The following is a 17,556-nucleotide window of genomic DNA, read 5'->3' on the forward strand; positions in this document are numbered from 1 at the left end:
ACTACTTTAAATAATCTTGTAAGGCTAACAACTCGTCTTCTTTAGAGCTTTCTTCTAACGCCAAAATCAAGACTTCTATCGCGCTTAAAGTCGTGAAATAACTCACATGGTTTTTAAGCACAGAAGCGCGTATGAGTTTGGCGTCATCTTGAGATTTGTGATCGCTAGTGTTGATAGCCATGCTGATTTCCCCATTCATCATCAAATCCATGATATTGGGACGGCCCTCAGAGATTTTAAGCACTTTTAAAGACTCCACCCCGGCTTTTTCCAAAGCCTTATGCGTGCCTTCTGTAGCGCACAATTCAAAGCCTAACTGAACCAAGCGCTTCATTAAAACGCATGCTTCTTCTTTATCCTTATCCTTAATAGAAACAAAAATAAGCCCCTTGTTTTTAATGGGGTTAAAGCAAGCCGTTTGAGCCTTGAAAAAAGCCAACCCTAAAGATCTAGCAATCCCCATCACTTCACCGGTGCTTTTCATCTCAGGCCCCAAAATCAAATCCGATCCATAAAGTTTATTAAAAGGGAAAACCGCTTCTTTTAAAGCCACAAAATGGGGCATTTTAGGCTTATAAACGCCTTTAGAATATCCCACGATATTTTTTTTATCATAGAACTTCAAGGCTTCTTTCAAATCTTCTAACACCATAACCCTAGTCGCTACTTTCGCTAAAGGAACGCCTAAAGCCTTACTTAAAAAAGGCACAGTTCGGCTGGCTCTGGGATTGACTTCAATCAAATAGAGCGAATTTTGATGCACAGCAAATTGGATATTCAATAGCCCTACTACGCCTAAATGCAGAGCGATTTTCGCGCTCACTCGCTCAATTTCATCTAAAATTTTAGGGCTTAGAGTGGAAGGGATAAAGCACGCCGAATCACCTGAATGGATTCCGGCTTCTTCAATGTGCTGTAAAATGCCGGCAATATAGACCTCTTTTTTATCGCAAATAGCATCCACATCTAATTCCACCGCTTTTTCTAAAAACTTATCAATAAGGAGCGGATTTTTAGGGCTAATCTCTAAAGCATGCGTAACGCTTTCTAAATAATGGCGCAATTCTTCAATATTTTCTAAAATTTGCATGTGTTGGCCGCCTAGCACATAACTAGGGCGCACGATAATGGGGAAACCAATCACATTAGCGATACTATAGGCTTCATCAATGCTCTTAGCCATGCCGTTTTCAGGCTGCTTGATGTCAAGCTCTTTTAAAAAGAGGGAAAATTTTTCCCTGTCTTCAGCAATATCAATCACTTTAAAAGGAGTGCCAATAATGGGGGCTTGCATTTTGGCTAGATCTTTAGCGAGTTTTAAAGGGGTTTGTCCCCCAAAATGCACGATAATGCCATCCACTCGCTCCCTTTGAATGATGCTCTTCACGCATTCAAAATGAATGGGTTCAAAATAGAGCGTATCACTGGTATCATAATCTGTGCTAACCGTTTCTGGATTGCAATTGAGCATGACGCTTTTAATGTTTAAATCTTTCAAAGCAAAGCTCGCATGCACGCAACAATAATCAAATTCAATGCCTTGACCGATGCGGTTAGGCCCAGAGCCTATGATTAGGATTTTCTTTTCTTGTTTTTCTTGTTTGTTTTCAATAGGGGGCAAAGGATTAGGGGCATAAGTGGAATACAAATAAGGCGTGAGCGATAAAAACTCCGCCGCGCAAGTGTCCACCTCTTCAAAATGGGGCGCGATTTGTAAATGCATTCTAGCTAATTCCACTTCAAAAGGGCTGACCTCTAAATTTTCATTTTCTTTGATTTTAGCGGCAATCCTGGCATCGCTAAAGCCTAAATTTTTAAGCCCTCTTAATTTTTTGGCATCCGTTAAAACGCTAGAATTGATGCCCTCTTCTGCTTTGACTAGCTTTTGAATTTGAGATAAAAACCACCTGTCAATCTGGCATAATTCAAACACTTCATCAACGCTAACGCCGAGCCTGAACGCATCAGCGATATAGAGCAAGCGCTTGGGATTGGGCCGGCGGATTTCCTTTTTGATCGCTTCTAAATCTTTGCTTAACGATTCAAACCCTAGCCAATTATTTTCCAAAGAGCATAACGCTTTTTGTAAGGCTTCTAAGAAATTCCCCCCTATCGCCATCACTTCGCCAATGCTTTTCATAGAAGTCCCTAAAGTGCTAGAAACACCGGCAAATTTTTCAAACGCAAAGCGAGGGATTTTCACCACGATATAATCCAAACTAGGTTCAAAACTCGCCGGGGTGTTGGTAATATCGTTTTTGATTTCATCTAAGCTAAAACCCACCGCAAGCATGGTAGCCACTTTTGCAATAGGAAACCCGGTCGCTTTTGAAGCTAGAGCGGAGCTGCGGCTCACCCGTGGGTTCATTTCAATCACAACCATTCTTAAAGTCTCTGGGTGGATCGCAAATTGCACATTACTCCCGCCCGTATCCACGCCAATTTCTCTCAAAATCGCAAAGCTCGCATCGCGCATGCGTTGGTATTCTTTATCGGTTAAGGTTAGGCTTGGAGCGATCGTGATGCTATCGCCGGTATGAACGCCCATGGGGTCAATATTTTCAATGCAGCACACAATGATGCAATTATCCTTGCTGTCTCGTATGACCTCCATTTCGTATTCTTTCCACCCCAACAAGGACTCTTCAATCAAAATTTCATTAATGGGCGAAGCGTCTAGGGCGTTTTTAGCCAATTCTTGAAACTCTTCAATATTATAAGCGACCCCACTCCCCCCACCAGCCAGCGTGAAACTCGCTCTAATAATAGCTGGAAAGCCAATTTCACTAATGGCTTCTAGGGCTTCTAACTCGCTATAAGCGTAACGCCCTTTAGGCAAATCCATCCCGATTTTTAACATCGCTTCTTTGAAAGCCTGCCTGTCTTCGCCTTTTTTAATCGCTTCAATCTTAGCCCCCAAAAGCTCCACGCCTTCTAACATGCCCTTTTGGTGCATTTGCATGACCGCATTCAAAGCGGTTTGCCCGCCCATTGTGGGTAAAATAGCGTCAATCTTTTCTTTTTTGATGATAGCGGCGATATTTTCTGGGGTGATGGGTTGGATATAAGTTTGATGAGAAAATTCAGGGTCAGTCATCACGGTGGCCGGGTTAGAATTGATTAAGATCACTCTATAACCTAAAGATTTTAAGGTTTTACAACTTTGAGTCCCTGAGTAGTCAAACTCACAAGCTTGCCCGATCACAATAGGGCCTGAGCCTATCAGTAGAATGTTGGAAATATCGGTGCGTTTAGGCATAACCAATCCTTAAAAAAAGAATATAAAACGAAGCGTTATCAATATTTTAAAATATTTTTTATTAGGTTTTTGCGTGGTATCCCCCCCTATTTTTTCAAACTATTTGTCTCTGTCTGAAAAAATACCAATGATTTGCAAGATAGAAATGAAGACATTCAAAAAGTCTAAATACAAGCTCACCGCCGCATCAATGGGGCTATCATACATGCCTTTAACGATGTTTTGAGTGTCATAAGCGATATAAAGACTGAATAAAATCGTGCTCGCTCCCGCAATGACAACCTGGAACATGGGGCTACCCAAAAACAAGTTAATGAGCGAACACACCACCACCACAATCAAAGCGATAAAGAGCATTTTACCCATATTCGCTAGATCGTTTTTAGTCTTAAGGGCATACACGCTCATCAAACCAAAAACAATGGTTGTCATGCCCAAAGCTTGCCAAACCGCCCCTAAACCAGCTTTTGCAATCACCATGCCCAACAAAGGCACTAAAGTAACCCCTGATAATGAAGTGAAAGCAAACAACATGAATAAATTCAATCCGGGTTTAGATTTAGAAAACATCAAACCAAAAAACGTCGCAATTTCAGCGATAAAAAATACCCATTTATACTGCACTACGGCTTGAAAATTCATTAAACCCAGTAACGCCCCAATAGTCGCTAGTAACAAACTGCCCGCAAAGAACTTGTAAGTCGTTTTAACAAAACTCACCAGCTCGCTTTCATGCAACACAGAATCTTCTGCATACGCGTTACGAGAATTCGCTCTGTCATACAATGCCATGTTTTACTCCTTGAAATTCAACTCAATAAACAATTTTAATTAACCCTATAGCTAGGTTCAATATAATAGCGCAAAATGTAGTAAAATACCAAACAAAACCCCCCTAAAAATTGAAATTGAAGTCTGAAAATAGGATAATAGTTACGATGAAAATTTTTATCAATGGATTTGGTCGCATTGGGAGATGCGTTTTAAGAGCGATTTTAGAGCGCAATGATACAAACCCTAACTTAGAAGTGATAGGCATCAATGACCCCGCTAATTGGGAAATTCTCGCTTATCTTTTAGAGCATGACAGCGCGCATGGATTGCTCAATAAGGAGGTGCGTTACTCTAATGGTAAGCTTATTATCGGCTCGTTAGAAATCCCTGTTTTTAATAGCATCAAAGACTTGAAGGGCGTGGGTGTTATCATAGAGTGTTCAGGGAAGTTTTTAGAGCCTAAAACGCTAGAAAATTACCTTTTGCTTGGGGCTAAAAAGGTGTTGTTATCCGCTCCCTTTATGGGCGAATACGATGAAAAACAATACCCTACTTTGGTGTATGGGGTCAATCATTCTCTCTATCAAAACCAAGCCATTGTTTCTAACGCCTCTTGTACGACTAACGCTATCGCACCCATTTGCGCGATTTTAGACAAAGCTTTTAGCATTAAAGAGGGCATGCTAACGACCATTCATAGCTACACGAGCGATCAAAAACTCATTGATTTGGCCCATCCTTTGGATAAACGGCGCTCCAGAGCGGCCGCAAGCAACATTATCCCCACCACCACTAAAGCCGCCCTAGCCTTGCATAAAGTTTTACCCAATCTCAAAAATAAAATGCATGGGCATAGCGTTAGAGTGCCTAGCCTTGATGTTTCCATGATAGATTTGAGTTTGTTTTTAGAAAAAAAGGCCTTTAAAGATCCGATCAATGATTTATTGATTGAAGCTTCCAAAGGGACTTTAAAAGGCGTGTTAGAGATAGATTTAAAAGAAAGGGTGAGTTCTGATTTCATTTCTAACCCTAATAGCGTTATCATTGCGCCTGATTTGACTTTCACGCTAGAGAATATGGTCAAAATCATGGGGTGGTATGATAACGAATGGGGGTATTCTAATCGTTTGGTGGATATGGCGCAATTCATGTATCATTATTGAGTCATTTTGCGAATCTTTTTGAGTTTGTTTAACATCAAATTGTATAATGTGGGATTTAATAAAAACGATTGGAGTTTTAAATGGCGTTTAAAAAGGCCAGATTGATTTCCAGGTTTATTTCAAAGGGATCTTTCAAATTGAATAAGATCTCAAAGAAAATTTTCACATTGAATCAAATCTTAAAGCGTGAAAAGCCCTTAAAACGCCATAAAAAAACAAAATCTATTGAAAAGCTCTCTAATCGCAACAAATCTTTTTTAAAAGCTTCGGTTTTATTGATAGGAGCGTTAGGGGGTTATCCCACCTAAGGGCTAACGAATGCCGTTATTGGTCATGGTCGTCTTGGAATTATCAAGACAATATTGAAAGCGGCCCTAATTCACCCACGCACAACTCCTATTGTCTTTTTAGCAGCACCCAAGGCTCTAGGACTTATTATTTAAACACTCTTACCACTTATAGCGCTGGTGGGGCTAGTTTCACGCAGAAATTCAATAACGGCACGCTTGATATAGGGGGAATATCCGCTTTGGAGGCACAGGTATTAATGGGGGTGATGTAGGGTATATCACAGGCACTTATGACGCTCAAACGATGAATTTTAATTCTAGCCATTTAACAACCGGAAACTCATACGCTGATGGCGGTGGGGCCACGCTCAATTTTAATGCGGCCAATAATATCACTATCAATCAAGCGAGTTTTGATAACAGCCATGCAGGGATACAAAAATCTTACATGAATTTTAAAGGCTCTAATATCAAGGTCAGTGGCTCTAGCTTTAAAGATGATACTGATGGGGGCTTTAGTTTCAGCGGTAATAACAATAATAGCGTTATCTCTTTCAATCAAACGAATTTCAATCAAGGGACTTACCGCTTTAATAGTGCTCAATCTGCTTTTAATAACAGTGCTTTCAATCAAGGCACTTATAATTTTAATGGCAACGCTAGCTTTAATAACAACACCTTCAATCAAGGCACTTATAGCTTTAATACGAATAAGGTGAGTTTCTCAGGCATTAACACTTTGAATTCAAGTTCGCCTTTTGCTAGCCTTAAAGGTAGCGTGTCCTTTGGTTCTGATGCAATTTTTAACCTCAATCAAACCCTTAATAATAATCAAACCTATGACATTCTCACTACAAACGGAGCGATCCAATATGGGGTTTATCAAAGCTATTTGTGGGATCTAATCAACTATAAGGGCGATAAAGCCATTAGTCATGTTGAAGTGGGCAATAACACTTATGATGTAACCTTTGATATTAATGGGCAAGATGAAACCTTACAAGAAACCTTTAACAACCAATCCATCATTACCCAATTTTTAGGAGACGATTTACAACAACAAGCCCAACAAACCTATCAAGAGGATGTAGCTAATTCCCAAAACGCTTTGAATAATGTTACTAGCGACAACACGATCGCAAATAATGATACAAGCTACACTCAAAGCAAAAATACTACTGTCGCTAAAGACGCTCAAGGTTTAGAAAACACTAACCAACAAATCGCTCAAGATGAACAAGCGTTACAAGGAGATTTAGACAAGCTCAAACAATTAGCCAACTCCCCAACAGGCTTTAGTGAACAAGCTTTTAATCAAGCTCAAAAACAAGAACAACAAGATGAACAAACCTTACAAAATGATGAAAACGCTTTTAATACTAAACAAGAGGGATTGAAACAAGCGATACAACAAGCGCAAGCCCAACAACAAAAACAAGAACAACAACAAGCCCAACAAACCTATCAAGAGGATGTAGCTAATTCCCAAAACGCTTTGAATAATGTTACTAGCGACAACACGATCGCAAATAATGATACAAGCTACACTCAAAGCAAAAATACTACTGTCGCTAAAGACGCTCAAGGTTTAGAAAACACTAACCAACAAATCGCTCAAGATGAACAAGCGTTACAAGGAGATTTAGACAAGCTCAAACAATTAGCCAACTCCCCAACAGGCTTTAGTGAACAAGCTTTTAATCAAGCTCAAAAACAAGAACAACAAGATGAACAAACCTTACAAAATGATGAAAACGCTTTTAATACTAAACAAGAGGGATTGAAACAAGCGATAGCTAACGCTAAGCCTACAAGCCCCACACCAAGCCATGCACCCACTCCTACAAAACACACAGTGCAAAACACTCCCCCTAATAAAGTTTCACCAACGCCCACACCCCCTACTCAAAATTTACCCACAACGAATGTGTGGAATGGAGTTTATAACCTCCAAAATCAAACTTACTCAAACAAAGGCATTTATTATATCGATCCTAACCTTTCAGGACAGAGCGGTCAAAGCGGCAACACGCTCAGCACTTATACAGCTAATTTGTTTGGAAGAAGTTTTGGCGTTAATATCCAAAATGGCACTTTGATCATAGGGAATAATACAGAGAGCGTGAATGATAACGGCTTGATTTGGATAGGGCATGGAGGCTTTGGCTATATCACGGGAACTTTTAATGCGGCTAACATTTACTTGACCAATAATTTTAAAACCGGTGAAGGCGTTTCAAATTCAGATGGTGGGGGAGCGAACATCACCTTTAAAGCAAGCGATAATATCACTATGGATGGCTTGAATTATAATGACGCTGAAACCGTTACTAAAATGATTCAAACGGGGGCCAGTCAGCATTCCTATGCCGTTTTTGACGCTACAAACAATATCAGCGTGACTGATTCCAGTTTTAGCGATATGACTTGGGGGAAATTCAGTTTCACGGCTAAGAACATTTCGTTTTCTAACGCTTCGTTCAGCGGCTTTACAAACCCTGGAGGATCAAGCGTTATTAGCGCTAACGCTTCTAATTCTTTAAGCTTTATCAATTCTCGTTTGAATGGTGGGGCAGTTTATAATTTGCAGGCTAATAGCCTTATTTTCAATAACACGCAAGCGGTTTTCAATGTCTTGTATTCTAGGGGGACAAGCAATTTTAACGCTACGACACAGCTTTTAGGCAACACGAATTTTACGCTCAGTTCTCAAAGTTTGCTGAACTTTAATGGCGATACAACCTTGCAAAACAACGCCAATATCACGCTTGGCAATAAAAGTCAAGCCGCTTTTAAAAATTCTTTAACGCTTGATAATAATTCTAATTTGAGTTTAGACAATCAAAGCGTTTTGAATGCGAATGGCACGAGCGCTTTTAACAATCAAGCGAGTCTCAATATCTATAACGGGAGTCAAGCGACCTTTAGTAGCCTCTTTTTTAATGGCGGGATACTCAGTCTTAACGCTAGTAGCAAGCTCAACGCTTCTAGCGCTAGTTTTTCAAACAACACCACTATTAATTTAGACGATAGCGTTTTGAATGCGAATAACACAAGCTCTTTAAACGCTAATATCAATTTTCAAGGCGCAAGCCAGGCTGATTTTGGAGGCAACACGACTATTGATACAGCAAGCTTTAATTTTGACAGCGCAAGCTCATTGAGTTTTAATAATCTCACGGCTAATGGGGCGTTGAATTTTAATGGTTATGCGCCCTCTTTGACTAAGGCTTTAATGAGCGTTAGCGGGCAGTTTGTTTTAGGGAATAATGGGGATATTAATTTATCTGACATCAATATTTTTGACAACATTACAAAATCTGTAACTTACAACATCCTAAACGCTCAAAAAGGGATTACTGGCATTAGTGGGGCTAATGGCTATGAAAAAATCCTTTTTTATGGCATGAAAATCCAAAACGCTACCTATAGCGATAATAACAACATTCAAACTTGGTCGTTTATAAACCCTCTCAATTCTTCTCAAATCATTCAAGAGAGCATTAAAAATGGGGATCTAACCATAGAAGTTTTAAATAACCCAAACTCGGCTTCTAACACTATTTTCAATATCGCTCCTGAGCTTTATAATTACCAAGCTTCTAAGCAAAATCCTACCGATTATAGCTATGATTATAGCGACAATCAAGCAGGCACTTATTACTTGACAAGCAACATTAAAGGCCTTTTCACCCCTAAAGGCTCTCAAACTCCTCAAGCCCCAGGCACTTATAGCCCGTTCAACCAGCCTTTGAGTAGTTTAAATATCTACAATAAGGGTTTTTCTAGTGAAAATTTAAAAACGCTTTTAGGGATCCTTTCTCAAAATTCCGCTACCTTAAAAGAAATGATTGAATCCAACCAATTAGACAATATCACTAACATCAATGAAGTGTTGCAACTCTTAGACAAGATTAAAATCACCCAAGCGCAAAAGCAAGCGCTCCTAGAAACGATCAACCATTTGACTGACAACATCAATCAAACCTTTAATAATGGGAATCTCGTTATAGGCGCTACTCAAGATAATATTACAAACTCTACTAGCTCTATATGGTTTGGGGGCAATGGCTATAGCAGTCCTTGCGCGCTAGATAGCGCCACTTGTTCTTCTTTTAGAAACACTTACTTGGGGCAATTATTAGGCTCAACTTCCCCCTATTTAGGCTACATTAACGCTGATTTTAAAGCTAAAAGCATTTATATCACTGGAACGCTTGGAAGTGGTAACGCTTTTGAAAGTGGAGGGAGCGCGGATGTAACCTTTCAAAGCGCTAATAACTTAGTGTTGAATAAAGCTAATATAGAAGCTCAAGCCACAGACAATATCTTTAATCTTTTGGGCCAAAAAGGGATTGATAAAATCTTTAATCAAGGGAATTTAGCGAATGTTCTCAGTCAAGTGGCTATGGAAAAAATCAAGCAAGCCGGCGGTTTAGGGAACTTTATAGAAAACGCTCTAAGCCCTTTGAGTAAGGAATTACCCGCTAGCTTGCAAGATGAAACCTTAGGCCAACTTATAGGTCAAAATAATTTAGATGATTTATTGAATAATAGCGGAGTCATGAATGCAATCCAAAATATTATCAGTAAAAAACTAAGCATTTTTGGCAATTTTGTTACCCCATCCATCATAGAAAACTACCTTGCTAAGCAGTCTTTAAAAAGCATGCTAGACGATAAAGGGCTTTTGAATTTCATCGGTGGGTATATAGACGCTTCTGAATTAAGCTCTATTTTAAGCGTGGTTTTAAAAGATATTACTAACCCCCTACAAGCTTGCAAAAAGACATTGGTGTGGTAGCGAACGGCTTGTTGAACGAGTTTTTAGGACAAGATGTCGTTAAAAAGCTAGAAAGTCAAGGATTAGTGAATGATATCATTAATGATGTTATTTCTCAAGGCGGGTTGAGCGGCGTTTATAATCAAGGTTTAGGGAGCGTGTTGCCGCCCTCTTTACAAAACGCGCTCAAAGAAAACGATTTAGGCGCTCTTTTATCGCCTAGAGGCTTGCATGATTTTGGCAAAAAGGGTATTTTAACTTTTTAAGCAATGGCTATGTTTTTGTCAATAACAGCTCTTTTAGCAACGCCACAGGGGGCAGTTTGAATTTTGTCGCCAACAAGTCTATTATCTTTAATGGCGATAATACGATTGACTTTAGCAAGTATCAAGGCGCATTGATTTTTGCTTCTAATGGTGTTTCTAATATCAATATCACCACCCTAAACGCCACTAATGGCTTAAGCCTTAATGCGGGTTTGAATAACGTGAGCGTTCAAAAAGGGGAAATTTGTGTCAATTTAGCCAATTGCCCCACAACCAAAAACAGCTCTTCTACAAACTCTAGCGTAACCCCCACTAATGAGTCTTTAAGCGTGCGCGCTAACAACTTCACTTTCTTAGGCGTCATCGCTTCTAATGGGGCTATTGATTTGTCTCAAGTAACAAATAATAGCGTTATAGGCACGCTCAATCTTAATGAAAACGCAACCTTGCAAGCCAATAATTTAACCATCACTAACGCTTTTAACAACGCCTCTAACTCTACAGCTAACATTAATGGTAATTTCACCTTAAACCAACAAGCGACTTTAAGCACTAACGCTAGTGGTTTGAATGTCATGGGGAATTTTAATAGCTATGGCGACTTGGTGTTTAACCTCAGCCATTCAGTTAGCCATGCCATTATCAACGCTCAAGGCGCAGCGACAATTATGGCTAATAACAATAACCCCTTAATCCAATTCAACACTTCTTCAAAAGAAACAGGCACTTACACGCTCATTGATAGCGCTAAGGCCATTTATTATGGGTATAACGACCAAATCACAGGAGGCAGCAGTTTAGATAATTACCTTAAGCTTTACACGCTCATTGACATTAATGGCAAGCGCATGGTGATGACTGATAACGGCTTAACTTATAACGGGCAAGCCGTGAGCATTAAAGATGGCGGTTTAATTGTAGGCTTTAAAGATTCTCAAAATCAATACATTTACACTTCCATTCTTTATAATAAAGTGAAAATCGCTGTTTCTAATGATCCTATCAACAACCTACAAGCCCCCACTTTAAAACAATATATCGCTCAAATTCAGGGCGTTCAAAGCGTGGATAGCATTGATCAAGCTGGAGGCACTCAAGCGATTAATTGGCTCAATAAAATCTTTGAAACTAAGGGAAGTCCTTTATTCGCTCCCTATTATTTAGAAAGCCATTCCACAAAAGATTTAACCACGATCGCTGGAGACATTGCTAACACTTTAGAAGTCATCGCTAACCCTGATTTTAAAAATGACGCCACCAATATTTTACAGATCAACACCTACACGCAACAAATGAGCCGTTTAGCCAAGCTCTCTGACACTTCAACCTTTGCTAGCACTGATTTCCATGAGCGTTTAGAAGCCCTTAAAAACAAGCGATTCGCTGATGCGATCCCTAACGCTATGGATGTGATTTTAAAATACTCTCAAAGAAACAGAGTTAAAAATAATGTGTGGGCGACAGGAGTTGGAGGGGCTAGTTTTATTAATGGAGGCACTGGGACTTTATATGGTATTAATATAGGGTATGACAGGTTTATTAAGGGCGTGATTGTTGGGGGTTATGCCGCTTATGGGTATAGCGGGTTTCATGCAAACATCACTCAATCAGGCTCTAGCAATGTCAATATGGGTGTTTATAGCCGAGCCTTTATCAAAAGAAGCGAATTAACGATGAGCTTGAATGAGACTTGGGGATACAATAAGACTTTCATCAACTCTTATGACTCCCTGCTCTCAATCATCAATCAGTCTTACAAATACGACACCTGGACGACTGACGCTAAAATCAATTATGGCTATGATTTCATGTTTAAAGATAAAAGCGTTATTTTTAAACCTCAAATAGGCTTAGCCTATTATTACATTGGTTTGTCTGGTTTAAGGGGCATTATGGATGATCCTATTTATAACCAATTCAGAGCCAATGCTGACCCTAATAAAAAATCCGTTCTAACGATTAATTTTGCCCTAGAAAGCCGGCACTACTTCAACAAAAACTCTTATTATTTTGTGATTGCGGATGTGGGCAGAGATTTATTCATCAATTCTATGGGGGATAAAATGGTGCGTTTCATCGGTAATAACACCCTAAGCTATAGAGATGGCGGCAGATACAACACTTTTGCTAGCATTATCACAGGCGGGGAGATAAGGCTATTCAAAACCTTTTATGTGAATGCGGGCATTGGGGCTAGGTTTGGGCTTGATTATAAAGATATTAATATTACCGGAAATATTGGTATGCGCTATGCTTTTTAATGGTATCATTAAACTTATTTTTAACAAGCCTAATTCATAGCAGGATCAACCATGCAATTTCCAAAAGCCTTATTTTCTTTACCCTTATTATTTTTATCTTATTGTATCGCTGAAGAAAATGGGGCGTATGCGAGCGTGGGTTTTGAATATTCCATTAGTCATGCTGTTGAGCATAATAACCCCTTTTTGAATCAAGAACGCATCCAAACGATTTCTAACGCTCAAAACAAAATCTATAAACTCAATCAAGTTGAAAATGAAATCAAAGGCATGCCAAAAACCTTTGCATATATTAATAACGCTTTAAAAAACAATGCTAAACTAACCCCCACTGAAATGCAAGCCGAACAATACTACCTCCAATCCACCCTTCAAAATATTGGAAAAATAATGATGCTTAGCGGGGGCGTTGCGTCTAACCTTAAACTAGCCCAAGCGTTAGAAAAAATGCAAGAACCCGTTACTAACCCTTTAGAATTAGCAGAAAACTTAAAAAATTTAGAATTACAATTCGCTCAATCTCAAAACAACATGCTTTCTTCTTTGTCTTCTCAAATCGCTCAAATTTCAAATTCTTTGAATGCGCTTGATCCCAGCTCTTATTCTAAAAATGTTTCAAGCATGTATGGGGTAGGTTTGAGCGTAGGGTATAAGCATTTCTTTACCAAGAAAAAAAATCAAGGGTTTCGTTATTACTTGTTCTATGACTATGGTTACACTAACTTTGGTTTTGTGGGTAATGGCTTTGATGGTTTGGGCAAAATGAATAACCATCTCTATGGGCTTGGAATAGACTATCTGTATAATTTCATTGATAATTCACAAAAACATTCTAGCGTGGGTTTTTATGCAGGCTTTGCTTTAGCGGGGAGTTCGTGGGTGGGGAGTGGTTTGAGCATGTGGGTGAGTGAAACGGATTTTATCAACAATTATTTGACCAATTATCAAGCTAAAATGCACACGAGTTTTTTCCAGATCCCTTTGAATTTTGGGGTTCGTGTGAATGTGGATAGGCATAACGGCTTTGAAATGGGCTTAAAAATCCCTTTAGCGATCAACTCCTTTTATGAAACGCATGGCAAAGGGTTAAATACCTCTCTCTTTTTTAAACGCCTTGTGGTGTTTAATGTGAGTTATGTTTATAGTTTTTAGGGGGTTAGAAAATAAGCACCCCTTAAATGTTATCGCAACCTTTGAATTTTAAAGATTTAGTTTTTTTGCCTCAAATGATGGACGCTCTCGCCCCCAAGACCATAATTATTAGAATCCACCTCATCTATAATGACCACAATAGAAGCCTTATTTTTGTTTAACACCTTAACCATCAAATCTGAAACCCCTTCAATCAATTGCTGTTTTTGCTCGTTTGTTGGCCCTCCATTTTCTGGCACAAGTTTGATATTGATAAACGGCATAGTATTCCTTTAATTTGAGATGACGCATTATAGCGCTTTTATTTAAACGCTCTATTAGCGCCTTTCATATTAAACCCTCTTTTAAAAAACAATAAAAGCCCTTTTAGTGGCTTTCAAGTCAAGTTAAGTTTGATATACTAACAAAATGAATACTTATAAAAACAGCTTGAATCACTTTTTAAATTTAGTGGATTGTTTAGAAAAAATCCCCAATGTGGGTAAAAAATCCGCCTTTAAAATGGCGTATCATTTGGGTTTAGAAAACCCCTATCTGGCGCTCAAGATCACGCACGCTTTAGAGAACGCCCTAGAAAACCTTAAAACATGTGCATCTTGTAACGCGCTCAGTGAGAGTGAGGTTTGTGAGATTTGCTCTGATGAGAGCCGGCAAAATTCTCAGCTTTGCATGGTTTTACACCCAAGAGATGTGTTTATTTTAGAAGATTTAAAGGATTTTTTAGGGCGCTATTATGTGTTAAATTCTATAGAAGAAGTGGATTTTAACGCCCTAGAAAAACGCCTGATTGAAGAAAACATTAAAGAAATCATTTTTGCTTTCCCTCCCACTTTGGCTAATGATTCTTTAATGCTTTATATTGAAGATAAATTGCAGCATTTCCACCTCACTTTCACTAAAATCGCTCAAGGCGTGCCTACTGGAGTGAATTTTGAAAACATTGACTCAGTTTCGCTCTCAAGGGCGTTTAATTCAAGGATTAAAGCATGAATTTAAATTTTATGCCCCTATTGCATGCTTATAACCATGCGAGCATTGATTTTCATTTCAATTCTAGCGCTAGGGATTTTTGCGTGCATGAAGTGCCTTTGTATGAATTTAGCAACACAGGCGAACATGCCGTTATTCAAGTGAGAAAAAGCGGTTTAAGCACTTTAGAAATGCTTCAAATTTTTTCTCAAATTTTAGGGGTAAGAATCGCTGAATTGGGTTATGCCGGCTTGAAAGATAAAAACGCGCTGACGATTCAATTCATCTCACTCCCTAAAAAATACGCCCCTTTATTAGAAAAAAATACGAATAACTTTCAAGAAAAAAACCTTAAAATCCTGTCTTTGAATTACCATCATAATAAAATCAAATTAGGGCATTTGAAAGGGAATCGCTTTTTTATGCGTTTTAAAAAAATGACCCCCCTGAACGCTCAAAAGACTGAACAGGTTTTAGAACAAATCGCGCAGTTTGGCATGCCTAATTATTTTGGAGCGCAACGCTTTGGGAAGTTCAATGACAACCACCAAGAGGGTTTAAAAATCTTGCAAAATCAAACGAAATTCGCCCATCAAAAATTAAACGCTTTTTTAATTTCAAGCTATCAAAGTTATTTGTTTAACGCACTTTTAAGCAAACGATTAGAAATCAGTAAAATCATTAGCGCTTTTAGCGTCAAAGAAAATTTAGAATTTTTTAAACAAAAAAATTTAAGCGTTAATTCAAACGCCCTAAAAGCCCTTAAAAACCAAGCCCACCCCTTTAAAATCTTAGAAGGCGATGTGATGCGCCATTACCCTTATGGGAAATTTTTTGACGCTTTAGAATTAGAAAAAGAAAGCGAAAGGTTTTTGAAAAAAGAAGCTGCGCCTACGGGGTTACTAGATGGCAAAAAAGCTCTTTATGCAAAAAATTTGAGTTTTGAAATTGAAAAAGAATTCCAGCATAACCTTTTAAATAGCCATGCTAAAACGCTAGGATCCAGGCGGTTTTTTTGGGTGTTTGCAGAAAATGTAACTTCCCAATATATCAAAGAAAAAGCGCAATTTGAATTGGGATTTTACTTGCCTAAAGGGAGTTATGCGAGCGCGTTGCTCAAAGAAATCAAGCATGAGAAAGGAGAAAATAATGACGAATTTTGAAAAGATTATCGTGCAAAACAGGATCAAAACGAACGCGGTTTTAGCCACTTATTGCGTGATTTTTGCTTTTATTGGGTTGTTGGTGGATGTCATTAGAATTAATGCTAATGATTTAGGCATAGCCCTTTTTAAACTCATCACTTTTCAAATTTTTCCTACGATCACCATTATCATGTTTTTAGCGGCTTTTGTCATTATTGTTATTTGTATCCAAAATTTTAGCTCTATCATGTTAAGCGGTGATGAATACAAGCTTATTGACACAAGCAAGGTTTTAAGCTCTAAAGAAAATCAAATCCATCGCCTTTTATTAGAACTTTTAGAAGAGGCTAAGCTTCATTTTGAGCCTAAGCTTTATATCATTAACGCCCCTTACATGAACGCTTTTGCGAGCGGGTGGGATGAATCTAATTCTCTTATCGCTCTTACAAGCGCTTTAATAGAGAGGTTGGATAGAGATGAATTGAAAGCCGTGATCGCTCATGAGCTCAGCCACATACGGCACAATGACATCCGCTTGACCATGTGCGTGGGGATTTTAAGCAATATCATGCTGTTAGTGGCTAATTTTAGCGTGTATTTTTTCATGGGGAATCGCAAGAATAGTGGGGCGAATTTAGCCCGAATGATTTTATTGGGTTTACAGATCATTTTGCCTTTTTTAACGCTTATTTTGCAAATGTATTTGAGCCGCACACGAGAATACATGGCCGATAGCGGGGCGGCGTTTTTAATGCATGACAATAAGCCCATGATCAGAGCCTTACAAAAAATTTCTAACGATTACACCAATAACGATTATAAAGAAATAGATAAAAATAGCACCCGATCAGCGGCTTATCTTTTTAACGCTGAAATGTTTAGCACCCACCCTAGCGTTAAAAATCGTATCCAATCTCTATCAAGGCGTTTTGTTTAAATGGAAAATTTTTTCAACCAATTTTTTGAAAATATCGGCGAAGATAAGAATAGAGAAGGCTTGAAAGAGACGCCTAAAAGGGTTCAAGAATTATGGAAATTCTTGTATAAAGGCTATAAAGAAGACCCTAGAGTGGCTTTAAAAAGCGCGTATTTTCAAGGCGTTTGCGATGAAATGATAGTGGCTCAAAATATTGAATTTTACTCCACTTGCGAACACCATTTGCTCCCTTTTTTGGGGAATATTAGCGTAGGATATATCCCTAAAGAAAAGATTGTAGGCATTAGCGCGATCGCCAAACTCATTGAAATTTATAGCAAACGCTTGCAGATCCAAGAAAGGCTGACCACTCAAATTGCAGAAACCTTTGATGAAATCATAGAGCCAAGGGGCGTGATCGTGGTTTGTGAAGCCAAGCATTTGTGCATGAGCATGCAAGGGGTGCAAAAGCAAAATGCGATCATTAAAACAAGTGTGTTAAGAGGCCTCTTCAAAAAAGACCCTAAAACCAGAGCTGAATTTATGCAACTCTTAAAATCTTAGGTTATAATTCTATA

The 17,556-nt window shown here is 38.7% G+C and carries 9 protein-coding genes and 1 pseudogene; 7 read left to right on the plus strand and 3 right to left on the minus strand.

Features of this window, described 5'->3' with window-relative positions:
- Position 1: 1 nt before the first annotated feature.
- Together D2C72_03835 and D2C72_03840 are read right to left on the minus strand one after the other, a co-directional pair.
- The gene (locus tag D2C72_03835; GenBank protein ID QEF43494.1) at positions 2 to 3,259 is read right to left on the minus strand and encodes a carbamoyl-phosphate synthase large subunit; all 3,258 of its coding nucleotides are present in this window, start codon (positions 3,257 to 3,259) and stop codon (positions 2 to 4) included.
- A 99-nt stretch (positions 3,260 to 3,358) separates the two neighbouring features.
- Entirely contained in the window at positions 3,359 to 4,051 is a 693-nt protein-coding gene (locus tag D2C72_03840) for a Bax inhibitor-1/YccA family protein (GenBank protein ID QEF43495.1), read from the minus strand.
- A 146-nt stretch (positions 4,052 to 4,197) separates the two neighbouring features.
- On the opposite strand from D2C72_03840, the gene gap reads away from it, so the two are divergent.
- From gap to D2C72_03855, 3 genes and pseudogenes are all read left to right on the plus strand, one after another.
- Positions 4,198 to 5,196, plus strand: coding sequence for a type I glyceraldehyde-3-phosphate dehydrogenase (gene gap, locus D2C72_03845; protein ID QEF43496.1), 999 nt, complete (start codon positions 4,198 to 4,200; stop codon positions 5,194 to 5,196).
- Positions 5,197 to 5,276: 80 nt separating this feature from the next.
- Positions 5,277 to 12,796, plus strand: a pseudogene (locus D2C72_03850) (toxin).
- A gap of 51 nt (positions 12,797 to 12,847) precedes the next feature.
- Positions 12,848 to 13,948, plus strand: a complete 1,101-nt coding sequence (locus tag D2C72_03855; protein ID QEF43497.1) for an outer membrane protein — start codon at positions 12,848 to 12,850, stop codon at positions 13,946 to 13,948.
- Positions 13,949 to 14,004: 56 nt separating this feature from the next.
- On the opposite strand, the gene D2C72_03860 is transcribed toward D2C72_03855, so the two are convergent.
- Positions 14,005 to 14,211 (minus strand): tautomerase, encoded by a 207-nt coding sequence (locus D2C72_03860; GenBank protein ID QEF43498.1) that lies wholly within the window; start codon positions 14,209 to 14,211, stop codon positions 14,005 to 14,007.
- A gap of 145 nt (positions 14,212 to 14,356) precedes the next feature.
- Between D2C72_03860 and recR the strand changes: the two genes are divergently transcribed.
- From recR to folE, 4 genes are read left to right on the plus strand one after another with little or no spacing between them, the layout of a single operon-like run.
- On the plus strand, positions 14,357 to 14,938 hold the full coding sequence (gene recR, locus D2C72_03865; protein ID QEF43499.1) for a recombination protein RecR: 582 nt from the start codon (positions 14,357 to 14,359) through the stop codon (positions 14,936 to 14,938).
- Complete coding sequence (truD, locus tag D2C72_03870; protein ID QEF43500.1) at positions 14,935 to 16,080, plus strand: tRNA pseudouridine(13) synthase TruD; 1,146 nt, start codon at positions 14,935 to 14,937, stop codon at positions 16,078 to 16,080. Before recR ends, truD begins: the two co-directional genes overlap by 4 nt.
- Positions 16,019 to 16,999, plus strand: a complete 981-nt coding sequence (gene htpX, locus D2C72_03875) for a zinc metalloprotease HtpX (GenBank protein ID QEF43501.1) — start codon at positions 16,019 to 16,021, stop codon at positions 16,997 to 16,999. The genes truD and htpX overlap by 62 nt, the downstream gene beginning before the upstream one ends.
- The gene (gene folE, locus D2C72_03880; GenBank protein QEF43502.1) at positions 17,000 to 17,542 is read left to right on the plus strand and encodes a GTP cyclohydrolase I FolE; all 543 of its coding nucleotides are present in this window, start codon (positions 17,000 to 17,002) and stop codon (positions 17,540 to 17,542) included.
- Positions 17,543 to 17,556 lie beyond the last annotated feature (14 nt).

It is taken from the genome of Helicobacter pylori, assembly GCA_008032955.1.
Lineage (GTDB): Bacteria > Campylobacterota > Campylobacteria > Campylobacterales > Helicobacteraceae > Helicobacter > Helicobacter pylori_DC.

Coding starts and splice junctions, on each gene's coding strand:
- D2C72_03835 (QEF43494.1), bottom strand. CDS start 3,259: ATGCCTAAACGCACCGATATTTCCAACATTCTACTGATAGGCTCAGGC.
- D2C72_03840 (QEF43495.1), bottom strand. CDS start 4,051: ATGGCATTGTATGACAGAGCGAATTCTCGTAACGCGTATGCAGAAGAT.
- gap (QEF43496.1), top strand. CDS start 4,198: ATGAAAATTTTTATCAATGGATTTGGTCGCATTGGGAGATGCGTTTTA.
- D2C72_03855 (QEF43497.1), top strand. CDS start 12,848: ATGCAATTTCCAAAAGCCTTATTTTCTTTACCCTTATTATTTTTATCT.
- D2C72_03860 (QEF43498.1), bottom strand. CDS start 14,211: ATGCCGTTTATCAATATCAAACTTGTGCCAGAAAATGGAGGGCCAACA.
- recR (QEF43499.1), top strand. CDS start 14,357: ATGAATACTTATAAAAACAGCTTGAATCACTTTTTAAATTTAGTGGAT.
- truD (QEF43500.1), top strand. CDS start 14,935: ATGAATTTAAATTTTATGCCCCTATTGCATGCTTATAACCATGCGAGC.
- htpX (QEF43501.1), top strand. CDS start 16,019: ATGCGAGCGCGTTGCTCAAAGAAATCAAGCATGAGAAAGGAGAAAATA.
- folE (QEF43502.1), top strand. CDS start 17,000: ATGGAAAATTTTTTCAACCAATTTTTTGAAAATATCGGCGAAGATAAG.